This window comes from Synechococcus sp. R5-13 (assembly GCF_047462015.1).
GTDB lineage: Bacteria > Cyanobacteriota > Cyanobacteriia > Thermostichales > Thermostichaceae > Thermostichus.
Genome location: NZ_JANSIL010000106.1, coordinates 1 through 22,131 on the forward strand (window position 1 = coordinate 1; position 22,131 = coordinate 22,131).

Below are 22,131 nucleotides of genomic sequence, written 5' to 3' on the forward strand. Positions count from 1 at the left end.
CGCGGGGAACTAGGGTGAAGCGGAACCGGCGGTCCCACACCGTCGGATCCCTTGGTGTGTGTGAGGTTAAGCCCTATGGTTAGCCAGCCTTTGAACGCAGGTCTTGATCGTCCCAAAAGCCCTCGTCGCCACAGACAGCCTTCTGCTCTGAGCCGACCCCTCTCCGGTACAGTTCAGGCCAGCCGCACCCAACCTTTGAATTTGAAGTTGAAATCAGCCCATCCTCGCAGCCAACATTCGGCTTGGGCAGAACACCTAGCTTGGTGGAAGCAGATCTCCACAGGGATGGCTATCCTCTCTGGGGTTTCAGTGTTAAGCCTTTACAGTTGGACTGTGCATACCCAAAGCCGGTGGAGCCAGCGTTACCAGGTGTGGCAGCAGATGCAGCGCAACGAACGACAGTTTCTGCTGACTCAAGAATCCATTGCCAATTCTCTCCGGGAAATTGCCGACCGCTCCGAAATGGTGCCGCTGGTACCGGATCGGATGATCGAGGTGCCGATTGCCTCTCCCAGCCAAGTTGAGCCGGATCCAGCCCACCAGGCAACGGCTTTGCCAGAAATCGAAAAAGCCCCTCTTTTCTATCCGGTTGGGTACTAATTCATACGGATCCCGCCCATGACGGCTAGGCCAGCGTCCCCATCTTGCTTTCCCAAAAGCTGTGGGTCTTGTGAAGTCTCAGCGTATCTCTGTTCTCTAAAAGGCTAAGGGATCCCTGGGCCTCAGGATCTGGAATAGTAGTGGGCTACTCTTTAACTGCTTACAAAGCAAAGAAGAAGTCTGGCCCAGGTTTTCTAAGTTGGTGGGATGTGGCCCATCCAAAGCCCTGGGATTGCCGTTGGGATCCTGTTCACCCCTGGAGATGACATCCCCCCTGGCAGGATAGGAACTCCAGAGCAGGGGATGTATGATGCCTAGCACGGCTTTTTCGGAGCAATCGCAGAGAAAGCTGTACCGACAGGTTGTCCTGGGGATCAGCCAGGGCATGTAAAGGGGAAAGTCCGGTGCAAATCCGGCGCTGTGCCGCAACTGTGATGGGCTTGGGCTAGACCCATGCCCTCAGTCAGGATGCCCGCCTGCGGTTCTGGCTCGCATTTCTTCCGCGTCGCACGGAATCAGGAGCTTCAAGAAAGAAAATGAATCCCATTCTAGGTCTCAGCCTGGCGCTGGGGGGTCTTGTTTTGGGGATCCCAGCGTGGGCGCAGCCGGCAGCTTCCCCGCCCTCAGCTCAAGAGGTTTTGGAAACCGGTGTTAGCGCCGAGATTTTAAATCAACCCGTCACCACACCTTTTCGTCGCCCCGGCTTGCTGCGGGATTCTTCCCGCCCGGTTTACGTCGTTACCCGCCAGCAAATTCGAGAGCAAGGGGCAAGAACCGTTCAGGAGGCCCTGCGCTACCTGCCCGGGATCCTCAGCGACGGCACGGCGGGAACCCAGTTGGGAGCCCTTAGCTCCCAGTTTATGCGGGGAGGACGAACGGCCCAGGTGTTGGTGCTCTTGGATGGCCGCCCCATTAACGACCTGGGCTTTTTTGGCGGGTTCGATCTGTCTCAGATCACTACAGATGTGGTCGAGCGTATTGAGATCTCTCCAGGTGGGGGCTCCACCTTATACGGCTCCGATGCCGTTGGCGGGGTCATCAACATCGTGACGCTAGATCCAAAGCCGGGATCCGAGACCGTGCTGGAAGCGGCTATCGGCAGCTACGGCCTCAACGAGCAAGGGATCCAGAACCGCGGCCAGGTGCAGGATCTGGGCTGGGTGGTCAGCTATCGCCGTCTGCAGAGCAACAACGACTTTCCTTTTGAAATTAGGCGTTTGGGCAAAGCCGGCAGGCGGGAAAACTCGGCGGTGGAGTACCACAACCTACAAGCCAAACTCACCTGGCAATTGGCAGAAGGCCAAGTCCTAACCGGAAATGCCCTTTATCTCAATAAAGCGTTTCAGGTGCCCGGCAGCACCGAGTTTCCCTCCCCCGATGCAGTGCAAAACACCAACGACCTGCTGTTAGATCTCAGTTGGCTATGGGATCAAGAGAGGGGATCCCTGCAAGCTAGGGTATTTTTTGACGACCTCAACTATCGCTTCAGCGCCCCACAAAGCCAGGGATCCCGGGATGAGATCCTGCGAACGGGGTGGGGATCCCAACTGCAATACACCTGGAAGGCTGCTGAAAACCTGGAGCTTACTCTAGGAGCAGACTACCGATCCATTTCAGCTCGCAACACCACCTTCTCCTTTGCCAGGGGATCCACCAATGTCAACTACGACAATACCGTGAACCAAGGGGCCCTCTTTGCCCGCCTGGATTACAAGCCACAGCCCAACTTTTATCTCAACTTAGGTGTTCGCCAAGATTCGAGCAATCTGGTCAACGGTTCGGCCACCTCTCCTGCCGCAGGGATCCGCTGGGTTTTGGCAGAAAGCACCACCCTGAGGGCCAATTATGCCGGCAGCTTTCGCACCCCCTTGATCTCAAACTTATTCTTTCGTTTGCGGGGCTTTTTTGAGGTAGATGGGAACCCCAATTTGCGACCGGAGCGGGGAGAGAGTTTTGACATTGGCCTGGATCAGGCTCTGGGAGATTTTGGCCTGCTGCGCTTGACCTTTGCCCATAACCGCATCCGCGATGGCATTACCTTTGTCAGCACTGGCCCGAGCAGGGGAACCTACGAAAACATTGAGCTCGTGGAATACACGGGCTTGGAAGCAGCCCTGGATTTGCGATTGGGGGAAAACTGGACTCTTTTTGCCAACTACACCCTGAACGATCCCATCATCCGCTCGGCGCTAGATCCCAAAGCGGTTGGCAAACAGCTAGCCTTCGTGGGAGCAGACAGCTTCAACCTGGGCCTGAGCTACCGCGATGCAGAGGATCGGTATGCCTCAGTTTTCCTGCATCACATTGGCACTTTCTTTACCAACAACGCCAATACCCAATCTCTGCCCGGCTACACCAACCTGGCTCTGCGGGGAGGGATCCCGGTTGCAGAAAATCTCGCTCTAGAAGTGGGAGTCGATAACCTGCTGGATGAGCAATATGAGGTTTTCCCCGGCTACCCAGGAGTGGGTCGCACCGTTCGGCTTAATTTAAGGGGCCAATTTTAGAGCGACTTGAGGCTGACTTTTAGCTGTCTAACTCACTGCTGAATCCTTGGCCAAGACATTGAGATCGTCTTTGCCTCTTCTCACACCCTTTGCTTGGACAGAAACCTATGACTATATCAAGGAGCACCATGTCTCGATCAACTTCCCAGTTGCCCATCCAAGCTGGCAGCGCTGCCCAGCAACCCAGCAGCCATTGTCTTTGGGTTTGTGTCACTTGCGGATCTCGGTGGGTTAACGGCCAAAAAGAAGGGATTAGCAAGGGAGAAATGCTGCTGTCTGCCCTGCAATCTCAAACCCTCAATCCTCAACTGACCCTGAAGCCGGTTGCCTGTATGAGCGGCTGCAGCCATGCTTGTGTCGTTGCGTTGGCAGCACCTCAAAAGATGACCTATGTTTTTGGAGATCTCGATCCAAAAGATGTGGATCTCATTCTGCAGACAGCAGAGCTCTACCTCACCAAGCCAGATGGGATCCTACCCTGGGCCGAGCGCCCTCTCAAAAAAGGGGTGATTGCTCGTATTCCACCACTGCACTGAGGAGCTTTCTCATGGCCACTTTTACCCCCTGGATAACCCCCCTCCATCAAACTTGGCAGGAAGTTTCTCTGACGGGTTGGACAACCCTTTATGAAGGGATCCCTGCCCACATCGACTGCTTGGGGCCGTTGCTCTACGAGCTGTTTCAAGAGCACTGGGCCGAGATCCAGGTGGGCCATGTGGCGGAAGGCGGGGTGCTGGAGCTGGCTTTTAAGAAACCTCCAGCTTTGTGCGTGCTCTACGATGGCTATCTAACCGTTGCCACCGAAACTTGGCACCTGCATTTGTGCCTGGAGGAGCACCAAGGCGGCCCCCATCGCAAGACCCCACCCGAGCTGCGCCGCAAAAGATTGGTTAGCCGTGCTGCTCTCTACCGGCGCCTCAATCCCCAAGGTCAGCCCCGCATGTGGGGGATCCAATTCTGGAATGGAGCAGAAGAACCTTTGCTGCAGATTTTTCTGCCCAGCCCCTTTTTGGGGCCAGAGGAAGACTACCTGCCGGAAGGCAAAGCAGATTACCAAAAGCTTTCTCTTTACGAGCGCATCTGCGCCATCTATGTGCAGGGGAAAGAGCGGATCCCCTATGAGGATAACCCTCTTAAACGTCCCTACCTTGCCGTCTGTCGTTCCAGCCGTTGTTATCCTTCCCGCAACTACCAACCGGTTGTGGAAGCTCTGGAATCGGCTCTTCGAGAAGCCAACCTGGACGTACAGGTTATCACCTCAGGCTGCTTGGAAGTTTGCCAACAGGGGCCCGTGGTTTTTTACTCTGGGGATCGCACCTGGTACAAGCGGGTTACTCCCCAAGTAGCTCGGCAAATTGTTTTTGAGCATTTGCTTAATAGCTGTCCTCTGAAAGACCACCTTTTTCCAGGAGATTAAAGCATGATTGGCCTGCAATCGAGTGCTCAACCTATCCCCAGCTCTCGCCGCTTAATCCCAGCCCCACTTTGGATACAAGCTGCTCAAGATTTGGCCCAAGGCTGGTTCTGGCCCAGCTTGTTTACCACCGTCGGCTGTCTCAGCAATATTGCTTATACATGTACCCTTCCTTTTGTAACTGTTGGTATTGTTGCAGGCACAACTTTAACCCGCCAAAGGGCAATCATTAGTGCTTTGATGATTTGGCTGGCCAACCAAATCTTTGGCTACACCTGGCACAACTATCCCCGCACTCCCGATTCGTTTGCCTGGGGGTTGGTGCTGGGGATCGGCACGGTGGGGATTGCTCTTGCTGGCGGTTACCGACCTCTGTTTTCTCAGTCCAAGCCGCTTCGGCCAAGGCAACTGCTGCTGAACTATCTCTGGATCCCGGCCATGCTCATCTTGGGGTTTCTGGCTTTTGAAGGGCTGATTTTGGCAGCCGGCCTGGTCTTGGGGGGAACGGAGGGCTTGACCCTGCCCATCCTGGGCAAAATCTGGTTGCACAACTGGCTGTGGACAGGACTTTGGATTGGGATCCACACCCTGCTGGTGTGGGATAGAGGACACCGCCGGGTGTGGCTGGGAGAGGGGAAACTTCGGTAAGCCGCCCCCGTACAGGCCCTTCCCATCCCGTCAGCGGTGCGGAGTACCTTTGCAGTGATCTAGAGCATCCCCAAGAGGGATCCAGGCCAAAATAGGGGCGACCTATGTGGGAGGGGATCCCTTTGCAACTCAGTCGCGTTAACAGTGAGGAGCATTCCTGCCATCCTCTGCTCTTGGCTTCCCAACGCCTCTTGCTGTTCAGCGGCAAGGGAGGAGTGGGCAAAACAACCTTGACCTGCGCGCTGGCTCGCCAACTGGCCCAGGTGGATCCCCAGCGCCGTCTGCTCCTGATGTCCACAGATCCCGCCCACTCGTTGGGGGACGTGCTGCAAATCTCGGTTACGGATGTGGCCCAACCCCTGCCGGATCGCCCCAATTTACAGGTGCGGGCTTTGCAGGCGGAGATTTTGCTGCGGTCTTTTCGGCAAACCTATGGGCCGGCCCTGGAGCTCATTGCCGAGCGGGGCAGTTGGTTTGGCCGAGAGGATCTGCTGCCGATCTGGGATTTGGCGTGGCCGGGGGTGGATGAGCTGATGGCGATTCTGGAGGTCAACCGGCTGCTGGCTGGGGAGGAGGTGGATACCGTTATCTTGGACACGGCCCCCACCGGGCACACCCTGCGGCTGTTGGAGCTGCCCGACTTTTTGGATAATCTGCTGGCCGTGTTTGCCACCTTTCAGGCCAAGCATCGGGAGATCGCCCAAGCCCTGACGGGCACCTATCGACCGGATGAGGCGGATGCATTTTTAGCCCAGTTGCAGAGGGAACTGGAGGGGGGCAAAGCCCGCTTGACCACTCCGGAGAGCACTTCTGCTTGGCTGGTGATGATCCCGGAGCAGTTGAGCGTGGCGGAAACCCGCCGCTTTTGTCAGCAACTGCAAAACCGCCGCGTGCCCATCGGCGGTCTTCTGGTCAATCAGGTGCTGTTTCTAGGAGAAAATACCAGTCAATCCTCACTGCCCACCGCTCTCCCCTCTTCCCTCTACTTGGCGCGGCAGCAAGAACAGGGGCGCGTGCTCAAAGCCCTGCAGGAGGAGCTGCCCGGATACTCTATCTGGGTCTGTCCTTATCAACTGCAGGAGCCGGTTGGGTTGGCGGCCCTGGATGAGCTGGTGCAGCAGCTTCGCCCCTTGCCAGAGGTGCTGCTGGAGTTGGAAGGGATCCCAGAGCAGAGAGCGGAGAGAGAGTCTCTCTTCTCCACCCTCTTCCCTTCCTTCAGGGGGATCCCGGCTCTACCGGACTTTTTGGCCAAAGGGATCCGACTGGTGTTGGTGGGGGGCAAAGGGGGTGTGGGCAAGACGACGGTGGCCGGGGCCCTGGCTTGGAACTTGGCCAAGCGCCATCCCGACAAGCAGCTGTTGCTGGTCTCCATCGATCCGGCCCACTCGCTGGGGGATCTGTTTCAGACGAAACTGGGTCAGGATCCCATTCCCCTGCTGCCCAACCTGCTGGGGCAGGAGGTCGATGCGGCGGCGGTGCTGGAGCAATTCCGGCAGGATTATCTGGAGGAGGTGGCGGCCATCTTGGCAGGGGAGGGGACGGCAGGGGTGGAAGTCCAATACGACCCACAGGCGTGGCGGCAACTGCTGCAGATGCCCCCACCCGGCTTGGATGAGGTGATGGCCCTGTTGAGTGTTCTCCGACAGGAGACGAGCGGGCAGTTCGACCTGGTGGTGCTGGACACGGCTCCCACAGGCCATCTCTTGCGGTTTCTGCAGATGCCCCAGGCTCTGGAAGGTTGGGTGAGCTTGGCCCTGAAGCTGTGGCTGAAATATCGGGATGTGGTGGGCAGGTCGGAATGGGCGCAGCGGATGCGGGAGCTTTTGGCCCAGGTGCGGCAGCTTCGGCAGCAGCTCCAGGATCCCCAGCTTGTCACCTTTATCCCCGTCTTTAACCCCGAGCAGGCGGTTCTGGCAGAAACCGAGCGTCTCTTGGCGGAACTGGATGCTTTGGGGATCCCTCATCCCTACGCCGTTCTCAATCGGGTGTGGTTGGAGGATTCTACCCCCTTTGGAGAGGCCCTCCGCCGTCGTCACCAGACTCTTCTGGCCCAGCTCCCCCAGCCATTTTCCCAGCAGGCCATCTTGACCATCCCCTTCCTACATCCTCCCAGCTTGGAGAATATCGGCTCCTACTTATTGGCTCCTCAGGAGCCCTAACCTAGGGGTAGACCTTGCTCACCCAAGGAGTTATGGATCCCCATCTGGAAGAACGCGCCCGCGAGCTGCGCACCCTGCTGCAGAAGGCCAGCATTGCCTACTATGTCCACGATGCGCCCATCCTGGAAGACAGCGTTTACGACCGCCTCTACCGCGAGCTGCAAGAGCTGGAGCGGGCTTACCCTGAACTGGTCACTCCCGATAGCCCTACTCAGCGGGTGGGAGAAAAACCTGCAGAGCATTTTCCCACCGTCTTCCACCGCATCCCCCTCTACAGCTTGGAAAACGCTTTCAACCCAGAAGAACTGGAGGAGTGGCAAGAGCGTCTGCTGCGAGTTTTGGGCCGTGCCCCTGTTCCCGACGGCGGGACAGAGGGAGAGCTGGAATATGTATGTGAGCTGAAGATTGATGGCGCCGCCTTGGCCCTAACCTACATCGAGGGTCTTTTGGAGCGGGGTGCTACTCGGGGGGACGGACAGGCCGGAGAGGACATCACCCCCAACGTGCGCGCCATTCGTTCGATTCCCCTGCGGCTGGCGACAGCAGATCCGCCTCCCGTTTTGGAGGTGCGGGGGGAAGTCTATCTGGCCCTGGCCGAGTTTGAACGGATCAACCAAGAGCGTCGTTCCGCCGGGGATCCCCCCTTTGCCAACCCGCGCAACTGTGCTGCCGGTACCCTGCGGCAGTTGGATAGCCGCGTTGTGGCCGCCCGCAAGCTCAACTTCTTCGCCTACGCCCTCCACTGGCCGGAGGGATGGCCTGCCGGGGATCCCCCGCAAACCCAGTGGCAGTGTCTGCAGCAGCTCAAGGAATTGGGATTTCCGGTCAACCCCCTTTCCCAGGTCTGTCGGGGCTTGGGAGAAGTGATCCAATTTTATGAGCGATGGCGGGGTGCCCAGCTCCCCTACGCCAGCGACGGGGTGGTGGTGAAATTGAACTCCTTGCGGCTGCAGGAGGAGGCCGGCTTTACGCAAAAATTTCCCCGCTGGGCCATTGCCCTCAAATACCCTGCCCAGGAAGTCCCCACCCGCATCCGCGCCATCGTGGCCAGCGTGGGCCGTACCGGCGCCGTCACTCCAGTGGCAGAGCTGGAGCCGGTTCCTTTGGCCGGCACCCTTGTCAGCCGCGCCAGCCTGCACAATGCCGATCGCCTGCGGGAGCTGGATGTGCACATTGGCGATACTGCCATCGTGCGCAAAGCCGGGGAGATCATCCCGGAGGTGGTCGGGATCCTGAAAGAATTGCGCCCTGCCGACGCTGTTCCCTACAGCCTGCCCAGCCAGTGCCCGGAATGCCACACCCCCTTGGTTCGTCCCCCCGGCGAAGCCGTGACCCGCTGCCCCAACCCCGAGTGCCCGGCCAAGCTGCGGGGCCAATTGCAGCACTGGGCCAGCCGCGATGCTTTGGATATCGAAGGCTTGGGGGAAAAGCGGGCAGCCCAATTGGTGGAGAACTTGGGAGTGCGCACCGTAGCCGATCTCTACCGCCTCACCCCAGAGCAGTTGCAGGGTTTGGAGGGAATGGGATCCCGCTCCAGCCAAAAGCTGGTGCAAGCCATTCAGCGCTCTCGTCAACAGCCCTGGGAACGAGTGCTCTACGGGCTGGGGATCCCCCATGTGGGGGTGGTCACTGCCCAGATTTTGGCCGGCCATTTTCCCACCCCTGAGCTTTTGGCCCAGGCCAGCGCAGAAACCATCGCCCAGATCTACGGGATAGGCGCGGAAGTGGCCGAAGCGGTGGTAGCCTGGTTTGCCGATCCCGCCCACCGGCGGCTGCTGCAGGAGTTGCAGGCGCTAGGGATCCCCGCTCTTCCTCAGCAGGAGAACCCTGCCGTCTCCCAGATCCTGGCCGGGAAAAAATTCGTAATCACCGGCACCTTGCCCACCCTCTCCCGCCAGCAGGCCAAGGCTTGGATTGAGAGTCGGGGGGGCAAAGTCACCGCCAGCGTCAGCCGCCAAACCGACTACGTGGTGGTGGGCTCTGACCCCGGCTCCAAGCTGGAGCAAGCCCAACAACTGGGGATCCCCCTGCTGACCGAAGCGGAGCTGTTGGCGCTGGATCCCACCGTGGAATCCGGTGATCTGCATCCTTGACAGGGTGGATCCCCGAAAAACTTGGGTAGGGTGGGTTGTCTTAGCGGCAGGGATAATTTATGATTCACCTGTAGTGAGGAGTGGACGCCAATAGGGGGAAGCGAACGAAACACGGACAGTTCCTTCCCCTTTTTGGTTACAAAAAGGCGCGGCCACACCTCCAAAAAGTATCCAACTTAACTGAAGGATTCCTTTGCCAGTGCCAGATAAGGTCAACTATGATGGGATCAGCGGAGACGCATGTTTCCGTTCACTCCTCACACCATCTTCCGCTCGGCGTCAAGTCGGGCGGTTTTTCTATAAATCCGTCCAAAGGATGTATGACCATTCCCGATAGCAGCGAAACGGCTCACCCCTTCCATTTCCAGTTTTCCTCCTTGTAAGACACTTGGGGAGAACCGAGGCTGTGGCGTTTGCACGGGTAGCGCAGAGCGCTGGAGAAGCTTATGGTCACTTTGAAGCAAGAATGAAACACCTCCGTTGCATTGCTTCCCAGCTTCCTTTTGAAGAGTGGGTGGTCGCGGAAGCGGCACGGAGCGCTTGGGAAGTGTCTCAATCCAGTTTGAAATGACTATATCTCCAGTCTTTCCAGTTGATCCCCATGGGAATCTCTTGGCACCCTGCCCCCTTGGGGATCCGGAAACAGGCCCTACGAGCCCAGTGGAGATGCTAGACTAGTAGGTCAGTGAGATTCCACCAACTTCGGCCTCCTTACGCTTTCGCAGCCAATTTGCGACCGGATTGGAAGGTTTAGTTTTCTTCTGGCTTTTGCCGGATTAGGATAGCCAAGAGCAAGCAGCAACGAGGATCCCATGGCCAAATATGACTCCCATCTAAAGTGCTCCTTCTGCAACAAGTCACAGGATCAGGTGCGTAAGTTGATTGCGGGGCCGGGGGTCTACATCTGTGACGAGTGCGTGGAGCTCTGCAACGAGATTTTGGATGAGGAACTCTACGACGGCAACACTCCTCCTGCTGCCGCCCCTGCCGGCGGCCGGCGTGAAGCTCCTAAAAAATCCTCCCGCAGCCTGCCTTCTTTGGCGCAGTTGCCCAAGCCGCAGGAGATCATGCGCTATCTCGACCAATATGTGATTGGCCAAGAAAAAGCTAAGAAGGTTTTGTCGGTGGCGGTTTACAACCACTACAAGCGTCTGGCTGCCAAGGCCAACCCCGGTAGCGTCGGAGTTTCGGAACTGGATGAGGTGGAGCTACAGAAGTCCAACATTTTGATCATTGGCCCCACTGGCTCCGGCAAAACCCTGCTGGCGGAAACCCTGGCTCGCATGTTGGATGTGCCTTTTGCGGTTGCAGATGCTACCACCCTTACGGAAGCTGGCTATGTGGGCGAGGATGTGGAAAACATCCTGTTGCGCCTGCTGCAGGTGGCGGACATGGACGTAGAAGAGGCCCAGCGCGGCATCATCTACATCGACGAAATCGACAAAATTGCCCGCAAAAGCGAGAACCCCTCCATTACCCGCGATGTCTCCGGCGAGGGGGTGCAGCAGGCTTTGTTGAAGATGCTGGAAGGGACAATAGCCAACGTGCCTCCCCAGGGAGGGCGCAAGCACCCCTATCAAGACTGCATTCAAATCGACACTTCCAACATCCTCTTCATTTGCGGGGGGGCTTTTGTTGGCCTGGAAAAAGTAATCGAGCAGCGCATTGGCAAGAAATCGATGGGCTTTATCAAGCCAGGGGAGCAATTGTCGGTTAGCCGCGAGCAACGTATGGCCAATGCCCTCAAGGCTTTGGAGCCTGAAGACTTGATCAAGTACGGCATGATTCCCGAATTCACGGGGCGGCTCCCGGTAGTGGCGACTTTGGATCCGCTGGATGAGAAGGCGCTGGAGGCGATCCTGACGCAGCCCAAAAACGCCATTCTCAAGCAGGCGCAGAAGCTGTTGCGCATGGACGGGGTGGAACTGGAGTTTGAACCTGCCGCCATTGCTGCCATTGCCAAAGAGGCTTATCGCCGCAAGACCGGGGCTCGCGCCCTGCGGGCCATTGTGGAAGAGCTAATGCTGGATGTGATGTACGAGGCACCCTCCCGCCGCGACCTAAAGCACATCCGCATCACCGCAGAGATGGTGGAGCGCCGTTCCACCCGCGAGCTGATTCCTCACCCCTCTACGCTGCCCAAGCCTGAGTCGGCCTAGAGTCGCGGCCCTTCCGATCCCTGCTGGATGAACTTATGATCTGTTCTTGAAAGAGGGGGCAGGAGATCCTATGGCAGGGACTGCGTTCCGCTGGCGCGAACGACAGCGGGTGGATCGTGAATATGCGGTAATTGGTCTGGGGCGCTTTGGTTCTAGCTTGGCTCTCACCTTGATGGAGCGAGGGCACAATGTCTTGGGGATCGACCGCAGCCGTGAGATCGTGCAGCGCCTGGCGGATCAGCTGACGCAGGTGGTGGCACTCGATTCCAGCGATGAAGATGCGCTGCGAGCGGTGGATATCCTCTCCTTCGACACGGTGGTGGTGGCCATTGGCAGCGATTTTGAGAGCAATTTGCTGACGACGGTGGCCCTGAAAAGTCTGGGGGTGCGCAATGTGGTCTGTAAGGCGTCGACCGAGCGGCAACGCTCTATTCTCCTGCGAGTGGGGGCAGATCGGGTGGTGTTGCCGGAGCAAGAGGCAGGGCGCCGTTTGGCTCAGGTGTTGACAGCACCGGGGATCCTAGATCAGCTAGAGCTGGAGCCGGGCTACAGCATTACGGAATTACAGGTGCCGGAGGCGTTGGTGGGCCATACGCTGGCGGAGTCGGATCTGCGTCGCCGCTTCGGCATCACGGTGCTGGTGGTGAAGCGAAAGCAATCGCTGGTGGTCTCTCCCCCCGCAGACTACCTGCTGGAAAAGGGGGATTTGCTGGTGGTTCTGGGGGCCAATACCAATATCTCGCGGCTGAATGAGATGTAGGGAGGGATCCGATGAGAGAGGGCTCCGCCCCGCTTCCGCGAGAGGAGGGCTCTGAGCGCTTGGTTCCACCGGTACCATCCCGCGCCCGCCACCTGCCGACACCGGGCTCGGCATTGTCTCAGTCCTCTAGGGCCTTCGGGAATCGTCTGCAGTGGTTTTTCGGGGGGGACAGGCGTCGCCCGCTGCCACCGCCATTGCGCCTGGTTGTAGGGTTGGGGCTCTTGGCAGTGGTGGGAACTTTGGTGCTCATGTTGCCGGGGATCGGGCGCGGGGATCCCTTGAGCTGGAATGAGGCGCTGTTTACGGCCATGTCGGCCCTGAGCGTGACGGGGCTCTCGACGATTGTGGCGGCGGAGGATCTCACCCTGTTGGGCCAGATTGTGCTGCTGATCCTGATTCAGATTGGCGGGGTGGGCTTCATGGTGTTGGCGGTGGTGGTGTTTCAATTGATCGGGCGGCGCATTTCCCTCCTCAATCGCTTGGCGCTGTGCAATTCGCTGGGGCTCATCGATCCGGGGGCGATCCTGGAATTGACTCGGCGGGTGCTGCTGGGGGTCACCCTCATTGAGTTGGGGGGGGCTTTGCTGCTCTGGGTGCATTGGCGGGATCTCTATGGGCCGGAGCGGGCGGTTTTTCTGGCTATTTTTCACGCGGTGTCGGCCTTTTGTAATGCAGGATTTGACCTGTTTGGCCGGGAAGGGATCCCTACAGATGGTCTGTCGCTGGCGATTTTGGCCGGTCTGATTTTTATCGGCGGTTTGGGCATCCCGGTTTTGTCGGATTTGTTAACCTGGCCACGGGGCCACCGCCCCTCTCTGCACACCCGGATTACCCTGGGCGTGGTGGTGGTTTTGCTCTGCACGGGCGGCATTGGCTTGTTTTTGGGAGAGAGCTTGCCCGGCGGATCCCTGCTGGAGGTAAGCTGGCCCCACCGCTTGGGCCTGACGTTTTTTCAGTCGGTTTCTGCCCGAACGGCTGGGTTTGCCGCGATCCCCATTGAGGATTTGACCCCGGCAAGCCAGTTGCTGCTGATGGCTCTCATGTTTATTGGGGCAGCCCCAGCTTCTATGGGGGGCGGCATGACCACCGGCACCTTGGCGGTGTTGGTGTTGGCCCTCTGGGGCTATGCCCGCGGTTTGCCCAGCGCTCAGATTGCCGGGCGCAGCTTGGATCCCTCCATGGTGCGCAAGGCGGCAGCGGTGTTAACGGTTTCTCTGTTTGTGGTATTGTTGGCGGCTTGGTTGATTTTGCTGACCCACAGTAACAGTAGGTTGGATCCGGTGTTGTTTGAAGTGATCTCCGCCTTTGCCACCTGCGGCCTCTCGACGGGCTTTACCGGGGAGCTCAACTGGTTTGGCCAACTGATCATTGTGCTGGTGATGTTCTGGGGCCGGTTGGGGGCATTGACGATTGTCTTGGCCTTGGCTCAACAACAGCCCCGCCCGTTGGTAACCTACCCTGAAGAGTCGATCCTAATCGGTTAGTCCAGAACTGAGGAGAGAGCAGCCTCCGTTAGACTGAGTAAGGGATCCCTTCGTCCCTCTCGTTACCGGGAGCCATCCGTGTCCAAGTTCCTTTTAATTGGTTCTACTGAGCCCTTCAGCGGTAAGTCGGCTGCCATCTTGGGTTTGGCCAAGCATCTGCAGCAGCAAGGGATAAAAGTCACCTATGGGAAGCCCATCGGTTCTTGCGAGCGGGAAGATTGCTCGCTGGAAGGGGGCGATCCGGATATGCGCTTTGTGGCGGAGTCTCTGCGGCTGACGATGGATCAAATGCCGCCGATGCTGCTCCGGCTCAACGAAGAGGCTTTGCTGGCTCAAATGAAGCGAGCTCCCGGGGATCCAGCTCCAGAGTGCCCGGTTGCCCCTCTGTTGGAGTTTGTCCAGCGCTCCCCTGCCGATTTGGTGCTGCTGGAAGGCCCAGCCGATCTTTACGAGGGGGAATTGTTTGGCCTGTCGCTGGCCAAGATGGCCCAAGCCCTGGATGCTCCGGTACTGCTGATCAGTCGCTACCATTCCTCCTTGGCTGTTGATTCTCTTCTCTTTGTCCATCGTCAACTGGGATCCCGCTTGGCAGGCGTGCTGCTGAACGATGTGCCACCTGACCAAATGCAACCGGCAAAAACGATCATTCGGCCTTTTTTGGAGGGACACGGGATCCCAGTGCTGGGGATTTTGCCCTCCCATCGCATTTTGCGCAGCATCAGCGTTGGGGAGTTGGTGCGGCAACTGGATGCCGAGGTGCTCTGCTGTCCGGATCGGATGGACCTGATGGTTGAAGACATTGCGGTAGGGGCGATGAACGTCAACTCGGCCTTGAAGTACTTCCGCAAGCTGGATCACAAAGCGGTGATCACCGGCGGAGACCGCACCGATATTCAACTGGCCGCCCTAGAAACTTCCACCCTCTGCCTGATCTTGACCGGCAAGCTCCCTCTGGATCCCCGCATTCAGTCTCGAGCAGAAGAGCTGGAAGTGCCGATCCTCTCGGTGGATCTGGACACCTTCACCACCATCAACCGCATCGAACGGGTTTTTGGGCAGATTCGCCTGCACGAGGAGGTGAAAGTCCGCTGCATCCAAGAGCTAATGTCAGCGAATTTTGACTTTTCCCGTCTCTATGCTCATTTGGGCTTGACACAACCCCTAGTGTCGGCGGTAGGTGCATAAGAAAAGTTATTACTGGCTTCTCTATATTTGGTGTCTAAATAGATATTTCTTCGAGATTGAGCACTATATCTGATCAAGACGAAATAAGCTCAGTTTTGACGCGCTGGTCTCTAGTGTCTGATGCTTTCCAGTATCTGCAATGATTTCTGCAAAAAAACGCAGGGATCTATCGCCGGTTTGGCCTACTCACCGAATTCGAGAGATATCATGCGAGTATTCATCACCTCAACACACCACTCCTCCCCCAGATTTTCTGGGGGTTTTTGTTCGTACTGTTTTTAACCTTGTGCGTCAGTGTCACGTAAGCTGATGTTGACGGGGTTTATGCTGCTAATAGTGTGAAACAAAGCTTTTCTGAAGCTGAATACACTAAACAGTGGTGCCGGCACGCCCTTCTGCAATAAGATGCAGTGTCTGTTGTCGAGCCGGGATCCCAAATGTTGCCGTTAGCGCCGGATGAGCACCATGGCCAAGGTTTCGCGGATGCACAGCCGCAAAGGAGCGGGCCCCAGCCGTCTGGTTGCCTGCCCCCACAGTGGCATCTTCACCGACGGGGGATGTTCTCCCAATCCGGGGCCAGGGGGATGGGCTGTGGTGGTGGTTCAAGATGATCAAATTGTGGAAGAGTTTTGGGGAGGGGATCCCGATAGCACCAACAACCGCATGGAACTGACCGGCTTAATTCGGGCTTTGCGGTATTGCCGTGACACCCAAGGCAACAGCGTGGACACCATCTACAGCGATTCCCACCTCTGCGTGCAAACCTACAACCGTTGGATGTCGCAGTGGGCAGTTCAGGGATGGCGGCGGCGCACCGGGCCGGTGGAAAACTTGGATCTGGTTCAGGAACTGTATCAACTAAAGCAGCAGTGCCCTCAGGTGCAGGTGGTTTGGATCCAGGCTCACGAAGGGTTGCGCTGGAACGAGTACGTGGATGAGTTGGTCGCTCGCGCCCGGCCAAAGTAACAATTTCTACATATTCCGATGTATGAGGCTGCGATCACAGACAGGCTCTGAGTCCATCGCCTATCCTCAAGAGGACGGCTCGTCGCAGGTGTGATATGAAGACCCAACTTCAGTGCCGGTTTCGTCCTCTCTCCCTTACGTTGATGGCGGTGGGGGGCTCTTGGCTCCTGGGATCCTGCCAGCTCAGAGGGCCACAGGTACAGTTGCCCGGCGATGTTCTGCCGGAAACCGCGCTGGTTCCCCAGTCGGCGCCCCTGGTGCTGACCTTTTCTACCCAACCGGAAGAATCTTTTCGCACTCACCCTGACCTTTTGGCCCAGTGGGAGAGCTGGACGGCAGAAGCTTTGGCTGAAACCGGCAAGGAGTTCTCTCGGGAAGAGATGCAAGCTTGGGCTGGCGAGCAATTCACGATGGCAGTGGTGATCCCCAATCTGGTGCCCGGAGCTGCCGAGCCGGTGCCTGGGATCCTGTTTGGAGCCAGCACCCGCAACGCTGATTTGTCTGGGCAATTCTTGGCCCAGGTGCGGCAACAGGCAGCAGCAGAAGGGGCCAACTTCGAGCAGCGCCAGGAGCAGGGGGTCACCCTCTATGTGCAAACCAACGGGGAGCCGGGCGAGCGGTGGGTGACTGCTGAGTTTGGCAACCGTTTTGTGGCGGTGGCCAACGACCCGAGGGTGATGCAGCAGGCGATTGCTGTGTATCGCGGCGAAGCAGAGCCGATTGGCCGCTCCGAAAGTTTCCGCACCGCCGTTGGCGACCTCTACAAGAAGAGCGGCACGCTGGCCTTTGCCTACTTCAACTTCCAGGCTTTGCAGGAGGATCCCGAGTCTTTCCAAGACTGGATGCAGGATTTGGATCCAGCGACGCTGGGATCCCTGCAACCCCTGCGCTCTTTGGCCATGGCTGCCCACTGGCAGGAGCAGGGCCTGCGGCTGCGCATGTTGACCCAGACCGATCCGAAAACCCAGGTGCAGGGGGGGTGGCAAACGGCTCGCGGCGAACTCATTCAGCGGCTGCCCGGCAATGCCTTGGCGGTGCTGACCACCCAGCAGATTGCCCAGCGCTGGCAAGCCGTTATGCCTGAGCTGGAAAAAGATCCGCCGGTCAAGGAGTCGTTAGAGGAGCTGCGGGCTGAGTTTCGCGCCAATACCCGTTTGGACTTGGAAAAAGATCTGCTGGCTTGGATGGATGGGGAGATGGCCCTGCTGGTGGCACCGGATGCCCAGGCCCATCCCCTGTTGCAGGGCATGGGAGCAGCCTTGGTGATCGAGACCAGCCAAAAAGACAAGGCCAACGCGGCCCTGACTCAGTTGGATCGGCTGGCCCAAGAATCGGGAGTAGGGGTAACGGAGGCGGGTGGACAGGTGACGTGGGCGGATCCCTTGTTCAACCGACCGCTTCTGGTGCGGGCTTGGGAAGGCAACTACCTGATCGTTACCACCAGCACGGCGGCGCTGCAAACCCTCGCCCAACGCCAGGGCAATTTGCTTCCCCAAACCGAGCCGCTGAAAACCCTCTACGATCAGTTGCCCAAGCCCAACTACGGCTACTTTTTGCTGAATTGGCAAGGGATCCGCACAGTGCTGGAGGCTACGCTGCCGGGCGGTTTGGCAAGCTTAGAGCCGGAGGCCCGCGAGCTGCTGACCCGCGTCGATGGGCTGGGCATTACCAGCTACCCTGCCGGGGATCACGCCTTTGGGTTGGAGCTGCTGGTTACTGTGCCACCAAAGCCCCAGCGATAAAACCGTGTCTCACGTTCTTCAGTCTTCCTAGGGGTTGGGGGTGAGGGCTATAGCCGAATTAGGCCATAGGTAAGGGCATAGCGAACCAGCTCGGTGCGGCTGCTGGTGCCTGTCTTGTTCAGCAGGCGGGTCACGTATTTTTCCACGTTGCGCACGCTGGTTTGCAGCTGCTTGGCAATCTCCTTGTTCATCAGCCCTTCTGCCACCTTCTCCAACACCTGTTGTTCCCGCGGCGTCAGCTCTACCTTGATGGGTGGGGGCAGGGGGGTGGGGGCAGAGGTCTGGGCAGGCGTGGCTGTGGCAAGGGTGCGCTCCGACAGCAGGGCGCGAATCGAGGCCAGCTCGCGGGCCACCACCTCCGAAGGGCTGGCAGCGCGGGATCGCTCAATGAGATTGGAGACGATGGCCACCAGCTCCTCCGGATCGAAGGGCTTGGGCAAATAGGCATCGACACCGGCCCGGTAACCCTGGATGCGGTCGGCGGTCATCCCCTTGGCGGTGAGGAACACCACCGGCAGATGGCTGTAGGGCTCGAGTTTTCGCAGTTGGGCCAAAAATTGATAGCCATCCATGCCCGGCATCATGATGTCGGAGATGATCAACTGAGGCTGGGCCGTGCTGAGCAGTTGCAGAGCCTGCTGGGCGTTGGCCGCCGGGATCACCTCAAAGCCGCTGTCCTCGAGGTAGGCTTGCACCGCTTCCCGTAAGCCGGGTTCATCATCTACTAGCAGAATGCGGGCTGCTGGACTGGCAGCAGGGGGTTCGGGTTTGGCTGGGGGAGAAGAGGCCATCTGCAGCTCCTGGGTAGCGTTCAAGCGTTTGGCGGCACCTGCCATCCCATATCTCTACAATCTTCCTACTAACCTGTGGGCAATCTCAGGCGAAAACAGGAGCCTTGGGGGGAGCTTTCCACCTGGAGATCTCCGCCCATCCGGGTGGCCAAGTCGCGGCTGATGGCCAACCCCAGCCCCTGCCCTGGCTTAGAAAGATCTGCCCGAAAAAAGGGATCGAAGATCCGCTCCAGATTCTCAGGATGAATACCAGGGCCATTGTCGCAGACGGCAACGAACACTTCCCATTGCGAAGCAGTTGAGGGATCTTCACCCAGCTCCACCTTCAGCCGGATCTCACCTGGGGGCGGGGTGTACTTGCAAGCGTTGTCGATCAAGTTATCAAGCACCTGCCGCAGGGCACGCGGATCGGCTTGTACAGGGGGTAGGGAAGGGGGCAGAACGGCTTGAAAGTGGTGTCCCTGGGTTTCGGCCAAGGCTTGATAGATGGGGATCCACTCCCGCAGCAGGTCGGCCAAGGAGAGGGGCTGAAGCTGGAGGGGGGCCGGGATCCCGTCCAAACGCTCGAACTCCGCCAGCAGCTCCTGCAAATGCTTGCACTCCTGTTCAATGCTCAGGCCAATCCAGTGGTTGCGATCCTCGGGGGGCAAGCGTTTTTGCAATAACTTGGCCAGCGTGCTCAGGGCGGTGAGAGGATTGCGCATTTCGTGAAGCAAAGTGGAAAGCTGCTGGGCAGAAAGAGTGACCCCCTTAACCTTGGGTTCTCCGGCTCCGCAGACGGGTTCAGGCTCTGGGTGGTGTTCAGCAACTTTTCTGGCTCTCGGCATGGATCCAATCCCTAGACTCTCCCGGCGCTGGCAGATCGATCCTAGCCCCATCTTCCCTGGGTTCCGCCACATCAGCGTTGAGACGGTATCGGGATCCCAACTGGGTGGCTTATAGCTGGCGGGGCAGGTAGATGTTGAGAATTTCCCCCCGACGGGCGCGATGGCGCACGGTGAGGTAGCCCCCCAAGGCGCGGAACAAAGTTTGGGTGACGGGAAGGCTGAGGCTTACTGCACCTGTGTCCGGCTGCACGACCAACAACTGCCCAATGGCCTGAGGGGATTTGGGCTCTGAGGCAACAGTGGCGTCGCTGCCCTCAGGTGTGTTGACCTGAAACTGAAGTTTGACCAGCTCCCCTGCGCTGACCAACTGGGCGCGAATGTGGCTGCCAGCCGGCGTGCTGCGGGCAATGCGGTCGACCATGCCAAACAGCACCGCTTCCAGCGCCTTGGGATCGCTGACCACATCCGGCAGCTCATCGGGAATCTCCAACTCCAGTTGGGATCCCCGCCGTTCCACCTGCTCCTGCCAGCGAGGCAGGTTTTGCCGCACCAAGTCCACCAGCGCAATGGGCTCTAGCTGAAGCCGACGCCCCTCCTGTGGGGTAGCAGCGGGCATCACCGTTTCTGTAGCCTGGAAAAACAGCCCGAAGCGGTTGATTTGCTCGGTACATTCGCGGTCAATTTTCTCCACGTATTCCCGTACCCGCGGCGGCAGATCGCACCGCTTCAGGATGAGACTAACCAAGGTGCGGATGGTGCTGAGGGGCGTCTGGATCTCGTGGATGAGAGCCCGCAACAGTTCTGCCTCCGAAAGGCTGTTCTGTTGGCCTTGACCGGCAGGCTGGCCATGGGAAGGAGGAGACCGCCGCTTCTGCCAATCTTCTGGCCGGGTTGTGGGCGCAGGGGAGTTCTCGGCTCTGGCGGGGGGTAAGCGAGCGGGCGGGGATCCCGACTCGGCCAGGTTTCCCAGCAGAAGAAGGCTGCTGAAGCGGGCCAGCACCCGCACATGAGGCTCCATGAGGGGATGGTGCTTGATCAGCTCCTGCCAGAAGGGCAAGCGATCCGGCCTACCCTGTTGAACCCGCTGCTCTAGGATCTGCCAAGCCCGATGCACCACTTCCGGCTCAAAAGACACCATCATCCCCCTCTGCCGCGTGTGGGGGTGATGCCCTTGGGCGGCCACCGCCGAAAAAACAGGGGTGAGCACCAGCAAAAAAGGCTCCTCCACCAGGGGATCCTGCGGCAGGAGAGGGATCACCGTCTGGCCAGGGGTCAGAATCGACTCGGGGGACAAGTCGGGGGTAAACAGCCAGGGATCTTCACGGGCCAGCTCCCGCAGCTTCAGGTTCGGTTCTGGAGCGTCAATGGGCGACGGCAGTTGAGGCAGCGGATCCCGAACCACCCAGGGGGGCCACCAAGACACCGGCCCACCGATCACCACCCCAAACTGTCCAACTTCTTGCCATAGCTGGAGCAGGGCTGCCACCGTCTGCTGCCAGGAGCGCTCTCCTGCCCCCGGCAACCATTCCGGCAAGGGCAGATCGGCCCACAAAGCTTCCATCAAGGACAGAAATCGGCGGCTGTTCACGGATCTCTTTGACCCATCCTTCCCTTGTAGGGTAGCGGTTGTGGCCCCTCTGGGGCAGGGGAAAACCTCACCTTTTCCGGGGCGGATCCCCGTCTCACTCAGGGACAAGAATCCTCGTCCTCATACGGTAGCGAGTCTGTCCAATCAGCCTACCCGTCCATCCGGCAGAGTTGCCCCGCGCAAATTGGCCCCGCTGAGGTTGGCTGTGCTCAGATCGGCTCGGGTTAGGATTGCCTCGCCGAGATCGGCATTTTCCAGGTTGGTGCGGCCCAAATAGGCGTCCACCAGGTTGGCACACCGCAAATCGGCCCCGGCCAGATTGGCCCGACTCAGATCTGCCCGCGCCAGTTTGGCCGAGCACAGACAACTGGCGGAAAGATCGGCTGCGGCCAGATCCGCCTCGCTCAAGTTGGCCTCTGTCAGATTCACCTGGCGAAGTATCGCCTCCTTCAAGTTGGCCCGCGCCATCTGCACCCCTTGCAGGTCTGCCCCCAAAAAAGAAACCCCCCTCAGGTCGGTCTCGCTCAGGATGGCTCCCTGCAAACGGGCTTGCTGCAGATTGGCCCCTTGCAAGTTGGCTTTGATCAAACTGGCCTCTTTTAGGTTGGCCCCGCTCAGGTCGGCCCGTGTCAAATCCGCTCCCGACAGGTTGGCTCCGCTGAGATCGGCGCGGCTGAGGTTGGCGTTGCGCAGTACCGCTCCCCGGCGGCTATCGAAACGGAGATTGGCCCCCCGCAGGCAAGCCCCTCCCAAGTTGGCACTGGTGAGGTTGGCCCAGCGCAGATCCGCATCCAGCAGGTTGGCATCGATCAACAGGGCCAGCGTTAGGTTGGCCCCATGCAAATCTGCCCCTTGTAGGGTGGCGCCGTGCAACTGGGCATCCCTGAGATCCGCCTCGCTCAAGTCCGCCTGGCTGAGGTTGGCCCCCCCGAGGTTAGCCCCGACGAGGTTGGCCTTCTGCAGCTTGGCCCGCCCCAAGAAGGCGAAGATCAAGTTGGCGCTGTGCAGGTCTGCTTGGGAGAGATCCACCCCGATCAAATCGGCCCGGCTCAGGTCAAGGGCGGCCAGGTTTTCGCCCGCAAAGTTGGTTCGTCCTGCCCGGTAAAGCCGGAGCAGATCCTTGGCGTCCATAGAAGAGAGGGGAGAGCATGACTCTAGTCAATAATAAGCTCAACTATACTGAAAATAATGTATAATATGTTCAGTAC

At 58.7% G+C, this 22,131-nt stretch carries 17 protein-coding genes and 1 riboswitch; of the genes, 13 read left to right on the top strand and 4 right to left on the bottom strand.

Features of this window, described 5'->3' with window-relative positions:
• Positions 1–285 precede the first annotated feature (285 nt).
• From NW840_RS08650 to NW840_RS08710, 13 genes are all read left to right on the top strand, one after another.
• Positions 286–600, top strand: a complete 315-nt coding sequence (locus tag NW840_RS08650; protein ID WP_414343685.1) for a hypothetical protein — start codon at positions 286–288, stop codon at positions 598–600.
• 342 nt (positions 601–942) lie between these two features.
• Positions 943–1,095, top strand: a riboswitch (cobalamin riboswitch).
• A gap of 41 nt (positions 1,096–1,136) precedes the next feature.
• Positions 1,137–3,107: a TonB-dependent receptor plug domain-containing protein gene (locus NW840_RS08655; RefSeq protein WP_414343686.1), complete on the top strand. Its 1,971-nt coding sequence runs from the start codon at positions 1,137–1,139 to the stop codon at positions 3,105–3,107.
• Between the two features lie 128 nt (positions 3,108–3,235).
• Positions 3,236–3,643: a DUF1636 domain-containing protein gene (locus NW840_RS08660; protein ID WP_041436418.1), complete on the top strand. Its 408-nt coding sequence runs from the start codon at positions 3,236–3,238 to the stop codon at positions 3,641–3,643.
• 11 nt (positions 3,644–3,654) lie between these two features.
• Positions 3,655–4,524: a (2Fe-2S) ferredoxin domain-containing protein gene (locus tag NW840_RS08665; RefSeq protein WP_414343687.1), complete on the top strand. Its 870-nt coding sequence runs from the start codon at positions 3,655–3,657 to the stop codon at positions 4,522–4,524.
• Positions 4,525–4,761: 237 nt separating this feature from the next.
• The gene (locus NW840_RS08670; protein WP_414343688.1) at positions 4,762–5,169 is read left to right on the top strand and encodes a hypothetical protein; all 408 of its coding nucleotides are present in this window, start codon (positions 4,762–4,764) and stop codon (positions 5,167–5,169) included.
• 122 nt (positions 5,170–5,291) lie between these two features.
• Positions 5,292–7,328 carry an ArsA family ATPase gene (locus tag NW840_RS08675; protein ID WP_414343689.1) on the top strand — a complete coding sequence of 679 codons (2,037 nt, stop codon included), beginning with the start codon at positions 5,292–5,294 and terminating at the stop codon, positions 7,326–7,328.
• 32 nt (positions 7,329–7,360) lie between these two features.
• Positions 7,361–9,421, top strand: coding sequence for an NAD-dependent DNA ligase LigA (gene ligA, locus NW840_RS08680; RefSeq protein WP_414343691.1), 2,061 nt, complete (start codon positions 7,361–7,363; stop codon positions 9,419–9,421).
• 812 nt (positions 9,422–10,233) lie between these two features.
• Entirely contained in the window at positions 10,234–11,580 is a 1,347-nt protein-coding gene (gene clpX, locus NW840_RS08685; protein WP_414343692.1) for an ATP-dependent protease ATP-binding subunit ClpX, read from the top strand.
• Positions 11,581–11,650: 70 nt separating this feature from the next.
• Positions 11,651–12,340 (top strand): potassium channel family protein, encoded by a 690-nt coding sequence (locus NW840_RS08690; protein ID WP_414329043.1) that lies wholly within the window; start codon positions 11,651–11,653, stop codon positions 12,338–12,340.
• Between the two features lie 59 nt (positions 12,341–12,399).
• Positions 12,400–13,824 (top strand): TrkH family potassium uptake protein, encoded by a 1,425-nt coding sequence (locus NW840_RS08695; protein WP_414343694.1) that lies wholly within the window; start codon positions 12,400–12,402, stop codon positions 13,822–13,824.
• A gap of 78 nt (positions 13,825–13,902) precedes the next feature.
• Positions 13,903–15,009 carry a phosphotransacetylase family protein gene (locus NW840_RS08700; protein ID WP_414343695.1) on the top strand — a complete coding sequence of 369 codons (1,107 nt, stop codon included), beginning with the start codon at positions 13,903–13,905 and terminating at the stop codon, positions 15,007–15,009.
• Between the two features lie 465 nt (positions 15,010–15,474).
• Positions 15,475–15,975 carry a ribonuclease H family protein gene (locus tag NW840_RS08705; protein ID WP_414343696.1) on the top strand — a complete coding sequence of 167 codons (501 nt, stop codon included), beginning with the start codon at positions 15,475–15,477 and terminating at the stop codon, positions 15,973–15,975.
• Positions 15,976–16,070: 95 nt separating this feature from the next.
• On the top strand, positions 16,071–17,717 hold the full coding sequence (locus tag NW840_RS08710) for a DUF3352 domain-containing protein (RefSeq protein WP_414343698.1): 1,647 nt from the start codon (positions 16,071–16,073) through the stop codon (positions 17,715–17,717).
• A 47-nt stretch (positions 17,718–17,764) separates the two neighbouring features.
• On the opposite strand, the gene NW840_RS08715 is transcribed toward NW840_RS08710, so the two are convergent.
• The 4 genes from NW840_RS08715 to NW840_RS08730 all read right to left on the bottom strand — a co-directional run bounded on the left by NW840_RS08715 (position 17,765) and on the right by NW840_RS08730 (position 22,054).
• Positions 17,765–18,508 (bottom strand): response regulator transcription factor, encoded by a 744-nt coding sequence (locus NW840_RS08715; RefSeq protein WP_011432966.1) that lies wholly within the window; start codon positions 18,506–18,508, stop codon positions 17,765–17,767.
• A 68-nt stretch (positions 18,509–18,576) separates the two neighbouring features.
• Entirely contained in the window at positions 18,577–19,335 is a 759-nt protein-coding gene (locus tag NW840_RS08720) for a sensor histidine kinase (RefSeq protein ID WP_414343700.1), read from the bottom strand.
• Between the two features lie 109 nt (positions 19,336–19,444).
• Positions 19,445–20,923 (bottom strand): sensor histidine kinase, encoded by a 1,479-nt coding sequence (locus tag NW840_RS08725; RefSeq protein WP_414343701.1) that lies wholly within the window; start codon positions 20,921–20,923, stop codon positions 19,445–19,447.
• A gap of 144 nt (positions 20,924–21,067) precedes the next feature.
• Positions 21,068–22,054: a pentapeptide repeat-containing protein gene (locus tag NW840_RS08730; protein WP_414343703.1), complete on the bottom strand. Its 987-nt coding sequence runs from the start codon at positions 22,052–22,054 to the stop codon at positions 21,068–21,070.
• Between the last annotated feature and the right edge of the window lie 77 nt (positions 22,055–22,131).

Bases quoted from the DNA above. Each gene is read 5' to 3' on its own strand.
- NW840_RS08690 (WP_414329043.1), top strand. From the start codon at position 11,651: ATGGCAGGGACTGCGTTCCGCTGGCGCGAACGACAGCGGGTGGATCGT.
- NW840_RS08705 (WP_414343696.1), top strand. From the start codon at position 15,475: ATGGCCAAGGTTTCGCGGATGCACAGCCGCAAAGGAGCGGGCCCCAGC.
- NW840_RS08730 (WP_414343703.1), bottom strand. From the start codon at position 22,054: ATGGACGCCAAGGATCTGCTCCGGCTTTACCGGGCAGGACGAACCAAC.
- NW840_RS08665 (WP_414343687.1), top strand. From the start codon at position 3,655: ATGGCCACTTTTACCCCCTGGATAACCCCCCTCCATCAAACTTGGCAG.
- NW840_RS08650 (WP_414343685.1), top strand. From the start codon at position 286: ATGGCTATCCTCTCTGGGGTTTCAGTGTTAAGCCTTTACAGTTGGACT.
- NW840_RS08710 (WP_414343698.1), top strand. From the start codon at position 16,071: ATGAAGACCCAACTTCAGTGCCGGTTTCGTCCTCTCTCCCTTACGTTG.
- NW840_RS08660 (WP_041436418.1), top strand. From the start codon at position 3,236: ATGTCTCGATCAACTTCCCAGTTGCCCATCCAAGCTGGCAGCGCTGCC.
- NW840_RS08655 (WP_414343686.1), top strand. From the start codon at position 1,137: ATGAATCCCATTCTAGGTCTCAGCCTGGCGCTGGGGGGTCTTGTTTTG.
- ligA (WP_414343691.1), top strand. From the start codon at position 7,361: ATGGATCCCCATCTGGAAGAACGCGCCCGCGAGCTGCGCACCCTGCTG.
- NW840_RS08670 (WP_414343688.1), top strand. From the start codon at position 4,762: ATGATTTGGCTGGCCAACCAAATCTTTGGCTACACCTGGCACAACTAT.
- NW840_RS08720 (WP_414343700.1), bottom strand. From the start codon at position 19,335: ATGCCGAGAGCCAGAAAAGTTGCTGAACACCACCCAGAGCCTGAACCC.
- NW840_RS08715 (WP_011432966.1), bottom strand. From the start codon at position 18,508: ATGGCCTCTTCTCCCCCAGCCAAACCCGAACCCCCTGCTGCCAGTCCA.
- clpX (WP_414343692.1), top strand. From the start codon at position 10,234: ATGGCCAAATATGACTCCCATCTAAAGTGCTCCTTCTGCAACAAGTCA.